At 39.2% G+C, this 17,916-nt stretch carries 15 protein-coding genes; 6 read left to right on the top strand and 9 right to left on the bottom strand.

Annotated elements, in window-relative coordinates:
- The 5 genes from R8P61_33135 to R8P61_33115 all read left to right on the top strand — a co-directional run.
- On the top strand, window positions 1-1,563 hold a 1,563-nt coding region (locus R8P61_33135), incomplete at its 5' end, for a heavy metal translocating P-type ATPase (GenBank protein MDW3651966.1).
- On the top strand, window positions 1,560-2,354 hold the full coding sequence (locus R8P61_33130) for a cation diffusion facilitator family transporter (GenBank protein MDW3651965.1): 795 nt from the start codon (window positions 1,560-1,562) through the stop codon (window positions 2,352-2,354). The genes R8P61_33135 and R8P61_33130, both read left to right, overlap by 4 nt.
- 25 nt (window positions 2,355-2,379) lie before the next feature.
- Window positions 2,380-2,796: a transcriptional repressor gene (locus tag R8P61_33125; protein ID MDW3651964.1), complete on the top strand. Its 417-nt coding sequence runs from the start codon at window positions 2,380-2,382 to the stop codon at window positions 2,794-2,796.
- A 51-nt stretch (window positions 2,797-2,847) separates the two neighbouring features.
- Window positions 2,848-3,444 carry an isoprenylcysteine carboxylmethyltransferase family protein gene (locus R8P61_33120; protein ID MDW3651963.1) on the top strand — a complete coding sequence of 199 codons (597 nt, stop codon included), beginning with the start codon at window positions 2,848-2,850 and terminating at the stop codon, window positions 3,442-3,444.
- Window positions 3,445-3,517: 73 nt separating this feature from the next.
- The gene (locus R8P61_33115) at window positions 3,518-4,159 is read left to right on the top strand and encodes a methyltransferase domain-containing protein (protein MDW3651962.1); all 642 of its coding nucleotides are present in this window, start codon (window positions 3,518-3,520) and stop codon (window positions 4,157-4,159) included.
- A gap of 74 nt (window positions 4,160-4,233) precedes the next feature.
- Here R8P61_33115 and R8P61_33110 read toward each other — a convergent pair whose 3' ends face one another.
- From R8P61_33110 to R8P61_33085, 6 genes are all read right to left on the bottom strand, one after another.
- Entirely contained in the window at window positions 4,234-4,755 is a 522-nt protein-coding gene (locus tag R8P61_33110; GenBank protein MDW3651961.1) for a tyrosine-type recombinase/integrase, read from the bottom strand.
- Between the two features lie 236 nt (window positions 4,756-4,991).
- The gene (locus R8P61_33105; protein ID MDW3651960.1) at window positions 4,992-6,011 is read right to left on the bottom strand and encodes a site-specific integrase; all 1,020 of its coding nucleotides are present in this window, start codon (window positions 6,009-6,011) and stop codon (window positions 4,992-4,994) included.
- 211 nt (window positions 6,012-6,222) lie between these two features.
- A complete protein-coding gene (locus tag R8P61_33100) occupies window positions 6,223-6,621 on the bottom strand; it encodes a response regulator (GenBank protein ID MDW3651959.1) in 399 nt (132 codons plus the stop codon).
- 5 nt (window positions 6,622-6,626) lie between these two features.
- Window positions 6,627-8,636, bottom strand: coding sequence for a HAMP domain-containing sensor histidine kinase (locus R8P61_33095; GenBank protein ID MDW3651958.1), 2,010 nt, complete (start codon window positions 8,634-8,636; stop codon window positions 6,627-6,629).
- Between the two features lie 9 nt (window positions 8,637-8,645).
- Window positions 8,646-9,302, bottom strand: coding sequence for a hypothetical protein (locus R8P61_33090; protein ID MDW3651957.1), 657 nt, complete (start codon window positions 9,300-9,302; stop codon window positions 8,646-8,648).
- Between the two features lie 10 nt (window positions 9,303-9,312).
- Complete coding sequence (locus tag R8P61_33085) at window positions 9,313-11,520, bottom strand: M4 family metallopeptidase (GenBank protein ID MDW3651956.1); 2,208 nt, start codon at window positions 11,518-11,520, stop codon at window positions 9,313-9,315.
- Window positions 11,521-11,777: 257 nt separating this feature from the next.
- Here R8P61_33085 and R8P61_33080 point away from each other — a divergent pair, with 257 nt between their 5' ends.
- Complete coding sequence (locus R8P61_33080; GenBank protein ID MDW3651955.1) at window positions 11,778-12,221, top strand: hypothetical protein; 444 nt, start codon at window positions 11,778-11,780, stop codon at window positions 12,219-12,221.
- Window positions 12,222-12,235: 14 nt separating this feature from the next.
- Here the strand turns inward: R8P61_33080 and R8P61_33075 are convergent, their stop codons facing one another.
- The 3 genes from R8P61_33075 to R8P61_33065 form a co-directional block, all read right to left on the bottom strand.
- A complete protein-coding gene (locus tag R8P61_33075) occupies window positions 12,236-12,784 on the bottom strand; it encodes a helix-turn-helix transcriptional regulator (protein ID MDW3651954.1) in 549 nt (182 codons plus the stop codon).
- Window positions 12,777-13,250: a hypothetical protein gene (locus tag R8P61_33070; GenBank protein MDW3651953.1), complete on the bottom strand. Its 474-nt coding sequence runs from the start codon at window positions 13,248-13,250 to the stop codon at window positions 12,777-12,779. Before R8P61_33070 ends, R8P61_33075 begins: the two co-directional genes overlap by 8 nt.
- A gap of 870 nt (window positions 13,251-14,120) precedes the next feature.
- Entirely contained in the window at window positions 14,121-17,912 is a 3,792-nt protein-coding gene (locus tag R8P61_33065; protein MDW3651952.1) for a hypothetical protein, read from the bottom strand.
- Between the last annotated feature and the right edge of the window lie 4 nt (window positions 17,913-17,916).

Raw genomic sequence — 17,916 nt, 5'->3', positions numbered from 1 at the left:
AAGCGTAATGGAGAAACAGTAGAGGTCAGTGTGGACGAATTAGCCTTAGGGGATATTATTGTCGTTAAACCCAATACCAAAATTGCGGCTGATGGAGTTATCATTAAAGGGACTAGTGCAGTCAATCAGGCACCCATTACCGGTGAAAGTATGCCGGTAGACAAACGTCCAGTAGATAATCCGAATGCGAATTATGACCTCATTACCCTACCTGCTGAAAACCGCGCTTTTGCAGGAACCATTAATGGGAGTTCTGCCCTGGAAATAAAAGTGTTAAAATTAGCCAAAGACAGCACCTTATCCCGTTTGATCACGCTAGTCAAAGAAGCAGAAACGCAAAAATCACCGACTCAGCAACTGACAGATAAATTTGAACGATACTTTGTTCCAGCTGTATTGGGTTTGGTAGTTTTGTTACTCTTTGCCTTTCTGGTGCTGGATGAAACATTTGCTGAAAGTTTTTACCGGGCCATGGCCGTTTTGGTAGCAGCTTCTCCCTGCGCCCTGGCGATTTCAACTCCAAGTGCAGTATTGGCGGGTGTTGCACGAGCTGCCAGACAAGGAGTACTCATCAAAGGAGGTCGCCCATTGGAAGACCTCGGCAGTTTGAGTGCTGTCGCTTTTGATAAAACAGGAACTCTGACTGAAGGAAAACCCAGATTGACGAATGCAATTCCCTATAGAGAAATCCCGAAGGAAGAGTTACTGACAGTAGCTATAGCTGTGGAAGAATTAAGCGACCATCCCCTGGCTTCGGCTATTATTGAAGGGGGCAAAAAAGAATTAGCAGATAAAGAAATTCCCGAAGCGCAGAATCTGGAGGCCTTGACCGCTCGAGGGATAAAAGCTCAGCTTCAAGGTCAAATCGTTCATATCGGTAACCGCAGACTATTCAAGGAATTGACGGGAGAGGATATCCCCCGTGAACTTGATAAGAAAATGGCGGAACTAGAGGCCGGAGGACACACCACAATGATTGTTCATCGGGACAAGCAGTATTTAGGAATTATTTCTGTCATGGATGTTGCCCGCCCTGAAGCAAAAGCCACCCTCACAGCATTAAAAGGCGTTGGAATCAAACGTATGATTATGCTAACAGGTGATAATCAAAAAGTCGCAGATGCAGTTGCCAAGGACATTGGAATCACTGATCCCATGGGAAGTTTGCTCCCTGAAGACAAAGTAGCTGCCATCGAAAAATTGAAAGAAGAAGGAGAAGTGGCCATGGTTGGGGATGGGGTAAACGACGCACCTGCGATGGCAAAAAGCACGGTTGGCATTGCGATGGGAGCAGCAGGTTCTGATGTAGCTCTCGAAACTGCCGACATTGCACTTATGGCTGACAAACTCGATAACCTGCCTTTTGCAATTGGGCTAAGTCGAAAGGCTAAGCGCATCATCAAGCAAAACTTATGGCTCAGTTTGGGAATGGTCGTGATTCTGATTCCCCTGACAATTTCGGGTATAGCCGATATTGGACCTGCGGTAGTCGCGCACGAAGGTTCTACTTTGGTTGTCGTAGCAAATGCACTGCGCTTACTGGCCTATCAAAAATCATCATGAATAAATCTACTTTTCATATTGCCAAAATGGACTGTTCTGCAGAAGAACAGATGATCCGTATGCAATTGGAACCATTTGAGGAAGTCGAACACTTAGATTTTGATCTTCCAAATCGAAAACTGGTCGTGTACCACCTCGGAGAAATTAAGCCCATTTACACAGCCATTCATCAACTGAATCTCAATGATCGTTTACTTAAAACGATACAAACTGAGGAAACTTTACCCAAACAGGAAAATCATGAACGTACCATACTATGGTGGGTTCTGGGCATCAACTTCGGCTTTTTCCTGCTTGAAATGACTTATGGTTGGCTGGCAAATTCTATGGGATTAATCGCTGACTCATTAGATATGTTGGCTGATGCGATCGTGTATGCCTTGAGTTTATTAGCGGTAGGAGCAGCCGTTTCCCGCAAGAAAAAAGTAGCGGGCATTAGCGGATATTTTCAAATGGCCTTGGCCGTATTGGGGTTCTTTGAAGTCATTCGGCGTTTTGTGGGCTATGGAGAAATTCCGGTATTTCAAACCATGATCATTGTTTCAGCACTAGCCTTAGTTGGTAATGGCATTTCCCTGTACCTGATATATAAGGCAAAAAGTGAGGATGCCCATATGAAGGCCAGTTGGATTTTTACTTCCAACGATATTATCGTCAACTTGGGAGTGATTGTCGCCGGAGTACTAGTCTACGCAACAAACTCTCGCTACCCTGATCTAATTATTGGCAGCATCGTGTTTCTAGTAGTAATCAGGGGAGCAATTCGGATTTTGAAACTCTCTAAATCTTAACTCCTTTCAATTCAAAAATCCAAAAATGATGAAAACGGTTGATGCTATTCTGGAACAAAAATCTGTTCGGATCACCCCAATGAGACAACTTTTGTTAAAGCATTTCTTACAGAAGGGGGCTGTGTTCGGATTGAATGAATTGGAAGAAGACTTTCCCAAATCAGACAGAATAACCATATACCGTACCTTAAAAACCTTTGAAGAAAAAGGCATTATCCATAGCATTCCAAATGGAGTCTCGGAAGTAAAATATGCCCTTTGCAAAGAACATTGTGAGGAATTGCATCATGTTGATCGGCACCCCCATTTTCATTGTTTAATATGCGGATCGGTTGAGTGCCTGGAATCTATTATTCTTCCACCGACCACTTTACCAGAAGGATATACCGCTCAAGAGACCAGAATGACGATCAAAGGGACCTGTAAGAAATGTCAGGACTGACTTTGCAATACCATTGCATAGAATGAGGGAGTATTTTTGTCAAAAAATGATATGACAAGTCAATTATACCTCTTCATCTTTTTCCTGGTCTTTTTCCTGATCGTATTTGTCATACGCTCATATCTCCTTTGGAAAAGTTCTGGTATCAACCCCCTGACCTTTGACAACTCTGATGATGCCCATGGCTTTAATGGAAAGGTCTTCAAAATCATTTCCTATTTCGAGCTGGCAATTGTTGCGGTCAATGCTATCAAAAATGATTGGTATCAATATTATCTACCATTTTGGTATCTGGAGTATCCTGTCCTTGAAATGATTGGTTGGGGGCTTCTGCATGGTTCTCTCATCTGGATATTTATCGCTCAGCTTCAAATGGCGAACTCGTGGAGAATTGGCATAGACGAAAAAAATGAGACCCAACTCGTTAACAAGGGACTATTTTCCATTTCTCGCAATCCAATTTTCTTCGGCATTATTATCGCCGATCTGGGTTTGTTCCTGGTGATTCCTAATGCTTTCACCTTGCTTATTGTGGTTTTGGCCATTTATGCTGTCCAGATACAAGTTCGCTTAGAAGAAGCTTTTTTAGAAAAAGCGCATGGCGATGAATATACTCGGTACTGCAAACAGGTAAAGCGTTGGATTTAAGGTCGATCAAATCAACCAATTATTATAAAATAGTACGGGACATAAGGTAACATGCTTCACTCAGCTAATATTCATGGACAAGCAAGAAAGAGCCACTAAATACTATAACAAATTTTCCAGGGTATATGATATTTTTTCACCCAAGGCGTACTATCACAAAGCCCGTAATTATGCAGTCAAAGAACTGGGATTACAACCAGGGCAAACTGTCCTGAATGTACCCTGTGGGACAGGGCAAAATTTTGAATATTTCCAGGAATATCTTCAGGATACAGGGCTGATCCTGGGGGTTGATATTTCACCGGGAATGCTTGAAAAGGCAGAAACTAAGGTTCAACATAATGATTGGAAAAATATTCAATTAATAAATCAGGATGTCAGAAAAGTCGATCAAAAATGGCTGGAGGAACTTTCAAAAAACGAACTCCCTGTTACCATAGATGCAATTATTTGCGATCTAGGCTTATCTGGCTTTCCTGACTGGCAGCAGGTTATTGACAAGTTTCTTTCTTTGTTAAGACCTGGAGGCAAGATCGTTATTATGGACTGGTACATGGAAAAGCGAACACTTAGAGGAGCGTTTGTCGAGTGGATTGGGAAAGGAGAAGTTACTCGGCCCATTTGGCAGTATTTAGAACCAAGAGTTAAAGATTTTTCATTGGATCATAGCTTTAATCGAGCTGGGGTCTTTGTGGCTTCTGGTACAAAATCATAAGCACTTGTTAAATGGTTTGTCTTTGAAAATCCCTTAAGCAGCGGATTTGGTTCGTTCCGTGGCCGTCCCTCTTTTTACAGAATTCTCAAAATCCTCCCCTCAAAAAAGTCCACCGCCCTTTTCGCGCGGCTCTCCTCCCGCGCTTTGCGCGAATAGCGCTTCGTATTCTCGGTGCTATGATGGCCTATATCATCTGCAACCTCTTCAAGTCTTCCGGTATGGGTCATTTGCTCGGTTCCAAAAAAGTGGCGAAGGCTGTGGGCAGTCTTTTGGCCATTGGGATCAATGACCTGGCCCAAAGCCATACACCTACTTTTAAGCTCCTTGACAATCCAGCTAATAGAACGGGTGGTAAGTCTATCTCCTTTAGTGCGGGGCGAAACGGAGGTAAAGAGTGGCTCGGGCCCAAAGAGCGGTTCACGCTCAGTTTTATAGTCCATAAGCAAACGAAAGGTGCTGGCTGTGATATGAACGAAATCCTCTTTCACCTCTGAGCCTTTGCGCTGAACATCCAGGGTGGGAAGGCCGTTGCTGGTGCCAATATCCTCCCAGTTCGCGCGGTAGACTTCTATGGTCCTAATTCCGGTATCTGCCATGAAGGGTATCACGAAGATCGGGTAGTAAAAAGGCGCTAAGCGGATAAAAAAGTCCTCTAAAGGCTGTAAAAAATTCACTTTTATTAGCTAATGAGCTTTCCACTCTCCATTTGGAATGCAAACTCAAACTCAAATCAGCTTGAATTTTATATTTTTTGGCCGAATTGTAGCTTTGGGCTTTCCCCTCTTGACATTCTGGAAAACTCAACCCTGTTTTTGATGAATTACCAGGGTTCTTAGCGCCTTTTTACTTCGATAAATTCGTGATACCCTGCCTTTTGTGTAATGTGGGTATAGATTTCGGTAGTCTCAGGACTATTATGTCCCAGGAGCATCTGGATATACCTTAGGTCTGTTCCTCTTTCTAATAGATGGGTGGCAAATGAGTGTCTCAAAGTATGAACCGTAGAATAAGGATTTACTTTGGCTTGTTTAACGGCTCTTCGAAAAATTTTCTGGATAGAACGAGTACTATATTGCCCTCCTTCCTGCCCTTCAAACAACCAATAGTCGGGCTGATACAACTCCAGATATTTCTGCAAAAGTTCAATTACCTTATTCGACAATACTGAGTATCGGTCTTTCTTTCCCTTTCCAGCGACCACAAATACGGACTTTCGCTCAAAGTTGATATCCTCTTTTCGAAGCTTCACACACTCCCCTATTCTAAGACCCGCACTATAAATGATCATGAGTATACTTTTGTGCTTTATATTTTCAACCACTGAAAATATCTTGACAATTTCCTGTTCACTAAATATACCCGGTAGTTTAGTTCCTCTTCGAGGTCTAAGTTCATATAAGCTCCTCTCCTGCCCCAAAATTTTTTCGTAGTAAAACTTAATCGCATTGACTGCCTGGTTCTGGGAGGAATCAGACCAGTTCTTCTTATTCACCCCATTAAGTAAAAACTCCATGATATCTGTTTTCTCTAGCTCTTCAGGATTATCGGTTTTGATGAAAAGTAAGAATTGGATAAAGAAACTTTTATAGGTCTTTATTGTACTTCTGCTATACCTTCTCAAGATCAATTGCTTTTCAACAGTATTGAGTAGAACCTCCTGTTTTTCACTAAGAAGATTTTGCCCTCTCTCATCAAGTTTTTTTCCATTTTTTAATCCAAAATCTAGCGATTCTTTCTCCTCTATTTCAACTTCTTTAAACACCAAACGAAAAGCTTCATATGCCTTTTTATGGTGTGGGAAATGCCAGCATTTTTCTTGAGGAGTCCATCTGCTTCCTGGAACTTGCTTCATTAGCTTAGGAAAATCTTTATCATATTCCAGATTTTTTACTCCTAATCTTTTTTTATTTTCGAACCTTATTGGGAATAGGACTAACCTCATGTTTATGTATTTAGTGTAAAAAAGAATCTCTATTCTTTTGACACCAAATAATCCCTCTATGTCAACATGGCAATTTCAATAAATCCTGAGAAAGTGAGGTGAAAAACAAATTTTGCCATCATCAGGCCAGTTCGCCTCTTTGGGCTTTGCTAATCAAATCGCCCAAACTTATCATCATCTCCATATATCCATAAGGCTTAGCCAAATATTGATCTGCTCCAGCAGACATTGCGGCCTCTTTATCCTCCTCATTTCTCGAAATTGAAAAAATCACAATCGGCCAATCTTTCCTTAGTTCCTTTTTCAAATGCTTGGTCAGAGCAATCCCATCCATCTGAGAATCTCTTAGCCCTATATCCATAAAGACCAGGTCAAAGCGCTTTTCATGAGCAATCTTTAATACCTCTTCATCTTTTTGGGCCCAGTGGACTTTCAAGGGATGCTTGGAGTTCAACTCTTTTAGTACCATCTCAAAGGTATCGTACTGCCTTTTTTCATCTTCTACCAGTAGTATATTCATATCCATTAATTTTGTGTTTTCGGAAAAAATAGTTGGAAACTTGTACCCCTGTTTTCCGCTGATTCAATCTCGATCCTTCCACTATGTGCTTCCATATGCCTTTTCACTATAGAAAGACCTAAACCAGATCCCGGAATATCCGGATCGATGTCAATTCGTTTGTATTCTTTGAAAACTTCAGAAATTCTGTTTTCAGGGATTCCCTTTCCGTTATCGCTTAATTCAATGATCCAGTAATCGGTATTTTCTTTGGATGTGATTTCAATGCGCGGAGGCCTTTCCCTGGATTGATATTTCAGGCTATTACTAATAAGGTTTTGGAATACCTGGTACACCCGGCCCTCATGTGCCTGTATCTGGGGAAGATCTGCTACCTCAATTACAGCTTTCCTTGCTCGTATTTCGGATTCCAAGTTCTCCCCTACTCTAGCTATTATTTCTTCAGGATCCACTTTTTGAAATACCTGAATCTCTTCAGCTGCTCGGGAATAGCTCAGGATGTCATCCAGTAGCCGGTCCATCTCTTTGGAAGAGGACCGAATGACCTCAAAATATTCCTCTGCCTTTTTATTATTCTGAGGCAATTCTCTTTCCAGAACTTCGCTGTAGAAATGAATATTTCTAAGGGGAGAGCGAAGATCATGGGAAGCCACCCGGGCAAAACTATCAAGGTTCCTATTGGCAGAGATCAGCTCCTTATTTTGCTTTTCGATTAGGCTATTTTGTGCTTCCAGGGTCTTCTTATGTTTCCTAAGCCGTGTAAATAATATAAAGAGTATGAGCAGCTGAATTCCAATAATGCATAAACCTCCGACGAGTCTCTTGATACTTTCATCCTTCTGCAGCAAGCTCTCCTTTTGCGCCTTCATGTGTTCTTCGAACAGCAGAACTTCAGTTTTACTTCTTAGGCTGATTTGAGATAAAGAATCCTGCAAAGTGTTTTTCAGCTCTGCATACTTCAATGCCTTTGGATAATCTCCCTTTGCCTTAAACGCAAGCCTGAGCATTTCTGCAGCATGAAATTTTAGGATAAGTCCCTTATTCCCCATAGCTCCTTCTGTATTGATCAAAGGATAAACCAGATCAGCAGCTCTCTGATAATCCTCCTTCCCATAAGCTATATAGGCATCCGTAAAAGGAAGTCTATCCGGACTTGGAATATATTTCCTGAAGGGCTCCATTTTCTCCGGCATATGATAGCTTGCATAAAGAGCAATAAGGTCTCTTGCAAGTATTCTTACATGAATAGGGGCCAAATGAACCTTGGCAAGTTCATATCCTTTGCGCAGGTGCTTTTCGGCCAAATCAAAATTGTCCTCTATGGCATAATAATGATACCCTATATGCTTATGAGCAAAAACCCGAAATTTCTGATGTTCCTTTTGACTGGGATTTGAAAAATCAAGTGTCTCTTTTGAAAGTTCAAGGAGTCGTTCCTGATCCATCAGTTTCATGGCCATGGTCTGGGCATGCTGAAGGTTGGTCAGGATAGCCAGCGAATCCCCACTTTCTCTGGAAGCCAGTCTGGCTTTATAGAGATAGCTTACCTCTTCTTTGTTTACTTCCCCATCCCCTGTTGTCATCGCATAGAAAACATGTAATCGACTGTAAGCAGTAGCGAGTAAGCTAGGTTCTTTCATATCCTGCGCTATCTCTTCCATCCTCATGGCAGCATTTTTGAAAGCTTCGAGGCCTTCTTTGGATCTCGAATTTTTTCCGCTTTCCGATTTTAGCTTCTGCGCTTGAAACTCCCAATCGAGATCGAGTTTGTGTTTTTGAATGTGAGCAATAAGTTTTTCGGAGCACCTAAGGCCATCTTCGGGACTAATAGTCCTTTTAAGTGCTTGTTCATTGAGCTCAATGAGTTTCCCCAAAATTTCTTCCTGAAAATGAATTTGCTCACACGCACAATCTTTTTCCAGGAGGGTAATGATTTCTTCCTCTGATTTTTGCTTGCAAGCCTGAACTAAGAGCCATACCAGAAGTAGGAGGCAGAGATGAGTAACTATTTTCATACAAAGAACTTAGATTTTGAAAATTAGGGAACACCCCACTGATAGGTGATCTATGGGCGATTTGAATTCACTCCGATTACTCGCTAAGTTGAGCAGAAAAAGTCCATAGCTTCCCGATAACTGGAGATTTAAAAGGTCATTGATATAAATATCATGACTATACCTTATAAGAGCACCCCAATCCCTAACTCTCCTTCCATCATAAAAAATTTCAAATCCATTTACCCCCAGGAAATAATTTTCATAGCCGGTACGCAAAGCTGGTCCTAAGAACAAGGCTCCAAAGCTCCGTTGTTCTTCCCTTTGCTTAAATTTCCGGCCTACTAATAGACTATAAATCCTGTAGTCAACATTAACGGGCTTGAAGATGCTCGCTTGCAAGCCTCCCGAACCTCCAAAATCTATTTCCTCATCGCATTGGGAACATAGGCTAACTATATCAACACCTGAGCGAATTGTCCATCTTGAGTTCTTTAGGTAGCGTTCGTATGAGAAGCTCAGGTGATAGGGGCTGGACATTTCCCAAGTTGATAGATGACTGAAGTTCCATCCTATAGACAATCGGTTTTGCCTTTCTTTTTCAAGGTTTCCTATTTGTGCCGATGTTGAAAGCGAAAGTGAAAGCAAACCGCTCAGAGCTGCAAGATATAGTAAGTAGCTTTTCATACATGAAGGCTTATCGCATGATTTGGAGTTTTTGAGTATAGGATAGCTGGCCTTTACGAAGTTTAAGGAGATAAATCCCAGGCTCCAGCTCAGAAAGATTAAGTTTTTCTATCTGACTGATATTATCCTTAATTATCAGTTTTTGCCCGGCTAAATTAAATATCGAATATTCTCCTCCCATCAATTCATCGCCAAGCCTTAGCACCGAAAAATTCTGGGCCGGATTGGGATACAATGCCATAATATAGGGACTTCCATTCCTCTGCTGCTGCAAACAGGGTCTTAGGCTAAAAGGGAAGTAGTCCGTAGCCATCTTCCCCTGATAGTTTATCCTTACCCCAATATTCCCGGAACGAATACCTCTTGGAACAGAGAGTAAAGACAAGCCCTCTCCCCTACTCCCAGTGATTCTATATCTCCAAGACGAAGGAAGTAACCATTGCACAGATGCACCTGAAGGTGCATTTGCATAGAAGCTGCCTAACTGAGCGGATGCATTGCAGTCTAACAAAACACTTGATCCCGATATCTCTACACAGAGATTGTTTTTTGTTCCTATTCCCACAGCTGCAAAAGCCATTTTCACCGCATATTCTTCCGTTGAACATGGGCCATATATCATTCGGGCAACTGAGCTCCAGGCCGATCTGGCATCAAAAAAATTTGCATCGGATGCTAGATATCCATCCCTCAAAGCCCTAAAGGCTATATTCATAGCTTTTTCAGCTCCAATGCCTTGCACATTTACTCCATTTTGATTAGGACGATTACTCCCAGCTAACAGATTGAATGCCCGCCCTATAATGGTACTATTTACATGAATCCAACAGTTATCATTAGACCGATCAAAGCCAATACAATTTTGAGGAACATAAAAATCATCTCCTATCATGGCAGGATTCTCCGAGGCGTTTGGATCTTCCAGATTCCTGATAAACCGGGCTCTATTTGCTACATCTGAGCACAAAGCCCAGTTGAACTGACCCCTCAGTTTTCGATCGACCATTGCGCTAAAAATGTCACAATAAGCTTCATGTATTGATCCGGCCTCTCCTTTGGACTCCAGATCCGCAGTATTAATGACTACTCCATGAAATATCTCATGGGAAAGGTGATGAAAGCTTGTCATGGGTTTATGTCCTCCATTCCCATCACTCAGGGCTCCTATAAGTATCAGCTCTTTCCTTTTATGAAACGCATTCACAGGAGCTGGAACTCCACTATGAGTCAGCTGAGTCAAAATCCTGATTCTTCTTCCATTGCCATCTAAACCCTGCCAGTTAAATGTTTGATCGAGGTAGTCCCAGGTTTCCTGGGCGATCCATTGAGTAGAAGTCTCGATGCGGTCATTATTTCCCCAATTACCGTAGTGGTTCCAGACTTTGGAAATATTCGACCAGGCTTTCGGTTCAAGATTACTTACTGGCCGAAGTCCTATATTTTTTTCAAATACCCGCGTTTCAATTTTCCGTTCGCAGTCTTCCAGATGAAAACCAGGGGCAAAGAATCTATCCTTCATCTGCAAAGACTGAAGGCCATAGTACAAGGTGTTTGCTGAGCCTTGATAGGGATGACAATTAAACGTATCGGATATTTTCACTAACAGATCTCCTGTTTTACCATCAATTAATACTCTCCATTCTTCAAATGGCAAAAGCGAAACCAGTTCAAATTTCCAGGCAAGTTTGTAAGTATCCGAAACCTTATCTTTTAAGATCAAAAGTTCCCCTTGAGGGAAATAGCTTGCTTCACTTCCTTCCTCTATTCGTAAACTTTCTTCCCACTCTGCACTTTCCCAGGCGAAAAGCTCCGAGTTAACAGATCTTATAGCAAAATCCCGGGCCTCTTGTTCCGAAAGTTTTGGCAATGTGGATCCGGAAAGCTTATCCGTCAGCTTTCCATTGGCTGAAAATACAATCCCATTTTTAGTATGAAGGGCAAAAGTATTTCCCTCTACTTTAATTCCTTTGTAGAAACGCTGGTACATTATATGCAAATTCCCTAAATCGTCCTCGTTTTGCCTGAAAATTCGCATTTCATCCTCCTTCCCTAAGCCTAGCTCTGGAGCAAATTTTTCAAAGAAGCCCTCAGGAGAAATCTCTGAGTCCTTGATAAACTCATAGTAACCTCCTTCTGCGTAGGAAAGATGGTCTTCCAGCTGAGCAAACATACAGGATGAGCAAGCGCATAAGTATAGCAGTAGTATAATCCGTTTCATAGAATGAAAGCATTAGATTTCTTGGCCTTTGAAAAAAGCCGTAACCGTATGAAATTCTGATTTGTACTTATGGGTTGCTTGGGATTAAGTAAAGAGCTTTTTAAGATAAATGCAACACTTTATTTATATATACTATTTAGCCTCATTAATAATAACTTACCGAAAACTAAATTATATATATAATTCATATATACATTTTTGATATATCCCCGTTCTTTTCTAGCTTAAGGCTTAAAACCTAAGAATTTGCCTATTCTATGACCGAGTACATTCTAAAATTCAGGGACAGGCCTGAGCTAACTAAATATGGGACTGCCAAAGAGATATGGCAATACGCAAAGGAGATTAGCTATAAGGGAGATACAAACGTAGTAGACGGATATCCCTTGCCAAGTGGAAAGAACATTTCCCTGGAGAAGTCCCTTGAGAAAAAAACAGGCGCTGTACGGATTACCCATAAATCCTGGCATCAAATAGAAGAGGCCATGAAGGATAAGGATAAATTTAAGACCCAGGCCTCTGTCATCGAATATGGATTGAAAGCCTTAAAAATTGCCGAAGCCTTTGGCCCTGTGTATGCCAGCACCCCCGAAGGAATCAAAGAGTTTCCATCTCTCATTGAGCTGATGATACTTAAGCCTTATTTTGATGCAGTGGGATTTGTGCCGGTGATTTCGCAAGAGAAGGGGACCTTAACATAATTTTCCGTAAAGCTTTAAGCTGATAATTTAAAATTTAGTTCATTCTTGACTTTCTCTGATTCTATTGCACGCCTCTCTTGATTAGTCTTAATCTCTTCTTCAATCTGCTTTGTGTATAATCGATACCAATAGGTTGCCGGAATCATTGCTCCGCTATGGATTTCCAAACGATACATCAATTCGATGTTGGGATTCTCTTTTGAGTTAATTATACGGCTTAATTTGGTTCTATGAATATCTATGTCCCTGGCAAATTGAGCGTGTGAAAGCCTTAGTAGTTCTATGTATTTCTTCAATTGATTAGCAAATGAGAAACTGGCTAGAAATTCGCTCTGCTCAATATAGTCTTTCATCAAGAGTTTCATTCGGATTAGCTCGCTTTGCAAAATTTGCTCATCTGACATGGATGCTAATTTTTCCAGACGAAGTTTTTTGAACTCAGCATCTGCATGTAATTTTTCCTCTTCAGTCATTTTACTTCTCAATACATAGCTTTGAGCAATTTCTTCGTCTGTTAAGGACTTACTTAGCTGTTCGTAATTTGGTTCATTTTTTTTACTCATCTCCTAAAAATTTATTAATTAGTATTCGCGAAGATTTGCCTTCAATTCCCAGGTATCTGCCATATTGACTGAAACCATAATTTTTTTGGTAGTGTTCAATTAAAAGAGTCTTCGGTTCTAATGAAACAAATCCATAGTAGCCTCTTTTAAACGCATTCTCTGCAGCAAAGGCAATTAAACAAGCTGCGATATTATCTATTGATTTGTTCCGGCCTTGGTTGGATTTTGAAACTTCCAATAGATTTAGATGAATCCTATATTCATCAGGGCGGTCTATCAGGGACATTATTCCCAAAACATTCCGGCGATCTTCAAGCAAGAAAATTTTGTAAACTTCATAAAACTGCTCTGTTGACCAGTCAAAGGAGAATTCGCTTGAGCTTTCTATCCATCCTAAATCTTCTTCCTTAATTTCTTCGATACCTGCATCCAAGGATTTCCCAGATACAATGTGCAATAGCTTCATACGCAATCCTTAGGTTTACAAAATACGCATTACTGTTTACGAAAACAATAAACATAGGTTATTATTATTACTTCAAATTGTTTGTTAACAATGAGGTGCACTGCATCTGCATATCCGAAAAAGTTTCTTATACCCCCTTTTAGGTTTCTGCCTATCAAAAAGGGAAAAAGTGCCACTTATTTTTCCCATAAGGGATTAGGAATCAATTCTACAGGGCAAAATCAGCATACCCATTTTTTAACTCATTTTGAGGGTTAATTATTGAGCATTAAATAAATGCCTGAATTTGTCATTCTTTTGAAATAATCCTCAGCAATAAAGTATAGGTTTTACTTGATTTTCGATATGAAATAAAGGGTCGATTTTATTAAAAAACGTTTTGACACAGTTGTCAATAACAACTGTGTCAATTAAGCCAACCGCAAAAAGAAGAAGTGCAATTCTGGACGATTTGAATGGGGTGGATGATGAGTGTTTTGACCCAGAATTGGGAATAATGTGGCAAAATTTAAGTCCCTGTATTGGTAAACATTCCAAAATACACATCATTTTCTTCGTTTTTTCATTGGCAATATTTCAGTATAAATGCGAAAGTTTTTAGCTATGCTGGAATTTAGAATGTTCTTTTTCACATAATCCAAATTTCTATCTATCTCTGCCTGAGTCTTTTTTTTGATCGTTATGTGGTTTTCAGAATTCACTTCTCTAGCAATCCCATACTTGGTTCCAGTTATTTTTCTCTGGTCTTGTGGGTCCTTAATCTTTATATAGAAATAAATGTTCTTTGAATTCTCTAACCTTTTTTCTTACCATGGAAAACCTGGATTGAAATTTCTGTTCTATCTTAAACTAGGTCCCGATTTCATAGTTCTAGAATCCTCTTTGTTCGTCCTCCAACTTTTCTCGTTTAATTTCTTTTTTGAAATATTCGAATTGCCCTTCTGCCCAAGCAGCTACTCGGTCAATTTCATGATCAGTTAATTCCTTCAATAGTTGATTTAACATTTCATAATATGGAACAACAGATCCTGTAATTCCGAATGAGCGCATATTTGATCCAAGCTTCATTAATAATTCTTCATTATCCCCAAATTCATTTAATAAAGCTCTAGTCAAAGGGTGCCATTCATTTGATTCATTAGTCTTGACGTTTATCGGTGCTATTTCAATTATTTTGATTGGTGCTATTTCGGGATAACGCGCGCACCATTTTAAAATAGTATCGATGTTTTGATCCTTTTCAAGCAAATGACTCTGCCCGCCGCCAAACAAATTGCCTTTAAACCCTATTAGGTTTTTGATTTGAAAAGAAAGCATGTATTCTCCTAATAATGCCTCCGCAAAAATTTCCCAAATAGTATTAAAGCTATTTTTTAACAGCAACCCGGCAATAAATTTAATATCATCGTCGGCTGAAATACTGTTAACAGGTTGTCTAGAATACTCGACTATTTGCCTAGCAATTCTAATTGGGAAGTCATTAGTTTTTTCCGTTTCTAAAATTTTTTCAATACTGTTAGCCCAAATATGGAAGTTTATTTGATTTGACTCAGGAACTCCAAACAGTAGGTTATCACTTAAAATAATTGATTTTATTTTTTTTTCATGCTTCTTCCAAAGATTTAATACTACTCTGAAATTCCTATATAGAATTGATAATGCTACCCATTTACCGGATTTCTCATAGCTACAAAGGCGGTCTATAAACTTATTAAGGTTCTTTTCTGAAAGTTGAGGAATTGTATTTCCATATTCGAAATTTTTAAAAAGAAAGATAGAAAAATCGTATTTATCAATCAGAACGAAAAGCTTCATCAAGTCTTCTATATCTGGATTATTTGTTCGGGTCAGATAAAAAGCTAGGTGGTGGAGTTTGGGATTGTCAATAATTCTATTGACTAATTTTTTGAGCTCTTGCTTGTCATTTGTCCCATAAACAAATCCAGAAAGTATTCCTGAGTTTTGTTTTTCTTTGGGAATTTTTTCCAAGGTCGCTAATACCGTATCAATAAAGTTTTTTCTGTCATAATTCAATTCCGCGAGTCTTTTACCAAAAGAAAATGCTTCACGCTGTTCTCCTTCTAATAAACTTTCAATATGTTCAATCCATGGTATATTTTCCTTAATTATTCTTTCAGCAAGTTTTTCAGCATTTTCCTGTGGTGTTTTTATTTTATTCCCATCTTTATCCTTTTCATAGGATTTCCATTCAGGAACTGATACTATCCAGGATAATTGTTCCTTAATACCACTAGGGGTCAATTCTTCTATTCTTTTTTCAATTTCTAATACTACATTTTGTGGGAGATCTTTATATACATTTAATGAAAATTTTAAGTTCTTCAATGCTTCTGGCCATATACCCCCTTTAACCAATATTATTTGTTCTAAAACTTTGTTTACTAGATCAAATTGTCCTTCTTTGATTAAGGTTGAGATTCCTCTAGCAACTACATCTCTTGCAAAATCAGAAGCGGAATTATTTGAAGTTGCAATTTGGGTTAATAGGTCAATTACCTGCGACCAATAATCTATGATTTCGAGTGTAGAGCTTGGAATATAATCTTTTAGTGGGGCACTACTTCCTTGGTTTTCCGATCCCCTCATTCGAAAGAAACCTTCATTTATCAACGCTTTCGCCATCGCCATGGTAGCCAGTTCACAGTATTCATCTTTACTTAGTCCCCATTTAATTACTTTGATTCTCTCCTGAAAATTAACCTCTGTACCAGGGAGTACAACTTTGAATAATTGTAAGAATTGATTAGTAGCATTATTACCCCATTTTTCATTTTCCGCTACTGCAAAAGAAAATAATATTTTTGCAGCCTTTCGAAATGTTTCTTTCCGGAAGCATAGTTTTTCCAATGCCCAAACAAGGTTTCTTCTTCCTTCTTTAATTTCTAGTAGCTGTTCTATCGAATAAGACCCGAATGCATTTTCAAGTGCATTAACAGTTGATCTTGGGTTCACTTCTACCACATAGCGAAAGAGAAGTGAACCCCATGTGGAATTAAGTACTTCCGCCGAACCAAAAGGGCGATTGGGTGCCCATAATTCGCCAACAATATCTTTTGCTTTATCTATTTGATCTAAATCAGATAATCGTTCTATAAAATGACGTTCAAGGTTTACTTTCTGTAATTTTTTTATAATTCCTATAATTCTATCATGAGGTGTGTCTATAAGCCAACTCGCTGCCAATTCTATTGCTAATTTTGTTGGTTTTACCAAATAATATGTGCCCCTTCTTTCAATAATATCCTTTTCTCTATACTTCTGGCAAATAGCTTTAAATTTTGTTTCTGTTATTTCGCCATCATATACCTCTGTTCTTATAAAATCCATTTGCCTTTTTAGTGAGCCTCTGAGATCTGGATTTAAAACATCAATAATAGTGTCATCCAAAAACCCAAAGGCAGAAAATACTGAACAAGCTCTAATTATATCACGTTCAACCTCATTTTCTGGTGTAGAACCAAAAATAAGTTTTTGAATAAAGTCATCAACCGGAATTTTGTTGATTTCTATTAATCCTTGCTCAATAACCTCTTCGCAAAATCTAATAGCCATCCAAGGATAACCTTCAGACAGCCGTGAAATGTATTCGGCATCTTCATTTCTAATAGAGTTGGGTAATTTTACCTTAACTATTTTTCTTACAAGATCTCGTTGCTGGTCTCTTTCAAGTTTGATCTCTTTATCTCTGAATGAAGGACTGATATCAAATCCAATTGTGATGAGCTTCAAGTGGCCATTTTCGAATAAACTAGAGCTAAGTATAGAATGTGTTTCTTTATCACAATTATCAATAATAATAATACCACTCTTTGATAATTGATTGGCAATAAAAAATTCCCTAATATTTGAAATATTAGTTCCACCAGCTAAATCTAAATAAGCAATTTGACCTCCAAATCCGAGGCGCTTGATTCCCTCGAAAACAAGCCTAGTCTTTCCTATTCCAGAATGACCATAAACGCGTAATGTATAATTTTTCTCAATGCATAGCTTTATAAGCTCTATATTGGCGGTTACCTTTTCATCAATTTGAAAGTCAGTTTTCCATGGCTTAATCAACTGTTCCCATTCTTCGAATGAACAAAAACTGTCTGGTCGACTAATGCCACAAAAATATTGAACCATTTTAACGACACCAATGTAATCATTTACCCAATCTCTTATTAAATGAGCATCATAAACTAATATTTCAAATATTGAGTGGTTAGAATAGCCAGCGTCTTCTATGGCTTTTCTAAATGCAGCAATTCGGGCTTTTTGGGATTGCTGGTTAAGTTGCTTATTAGTAAATAGGACATAACAACCATTCGACGTAACCAAAGCTTTGATTTCCGGCTTTAATTTATTAGGTGATTCTAAGATTTCATTAGCACATCCGCTGGGGAAAAGGTCTGTAGCCTTTATTTGAAACCCTGTATTTCTATTCTCTAATCTATGGGTCTTTTCAGGGCCGTCTACCCATGTGATTCCTCCATCAATTCCTCCATCTTTTGATGTAATATTCAGAGGAACAAAATGTTTGCAATTAGGCAATTTATGCGCAAATGCTTCATTTTTTAATAATCCATCTAATAGTCTAGTAAGCTGGATATCATTTAGCATGGAGATTTGTTCTACAGATACTTCATTTATAGAGTTCATTAAA

Source organism: Bacteroidia bacterium (assembly GCA_033391075.1).
Taxonomy (GTDB): domain Bacteria; phylum Bacteroidota; class Bacteroidia; order J057; family J057; genus JAWPMV01.
Note: the sequence above shows the minus strand (reverse complement) of the source record. Positions and strands in the feature narration are given on the sequence as shown.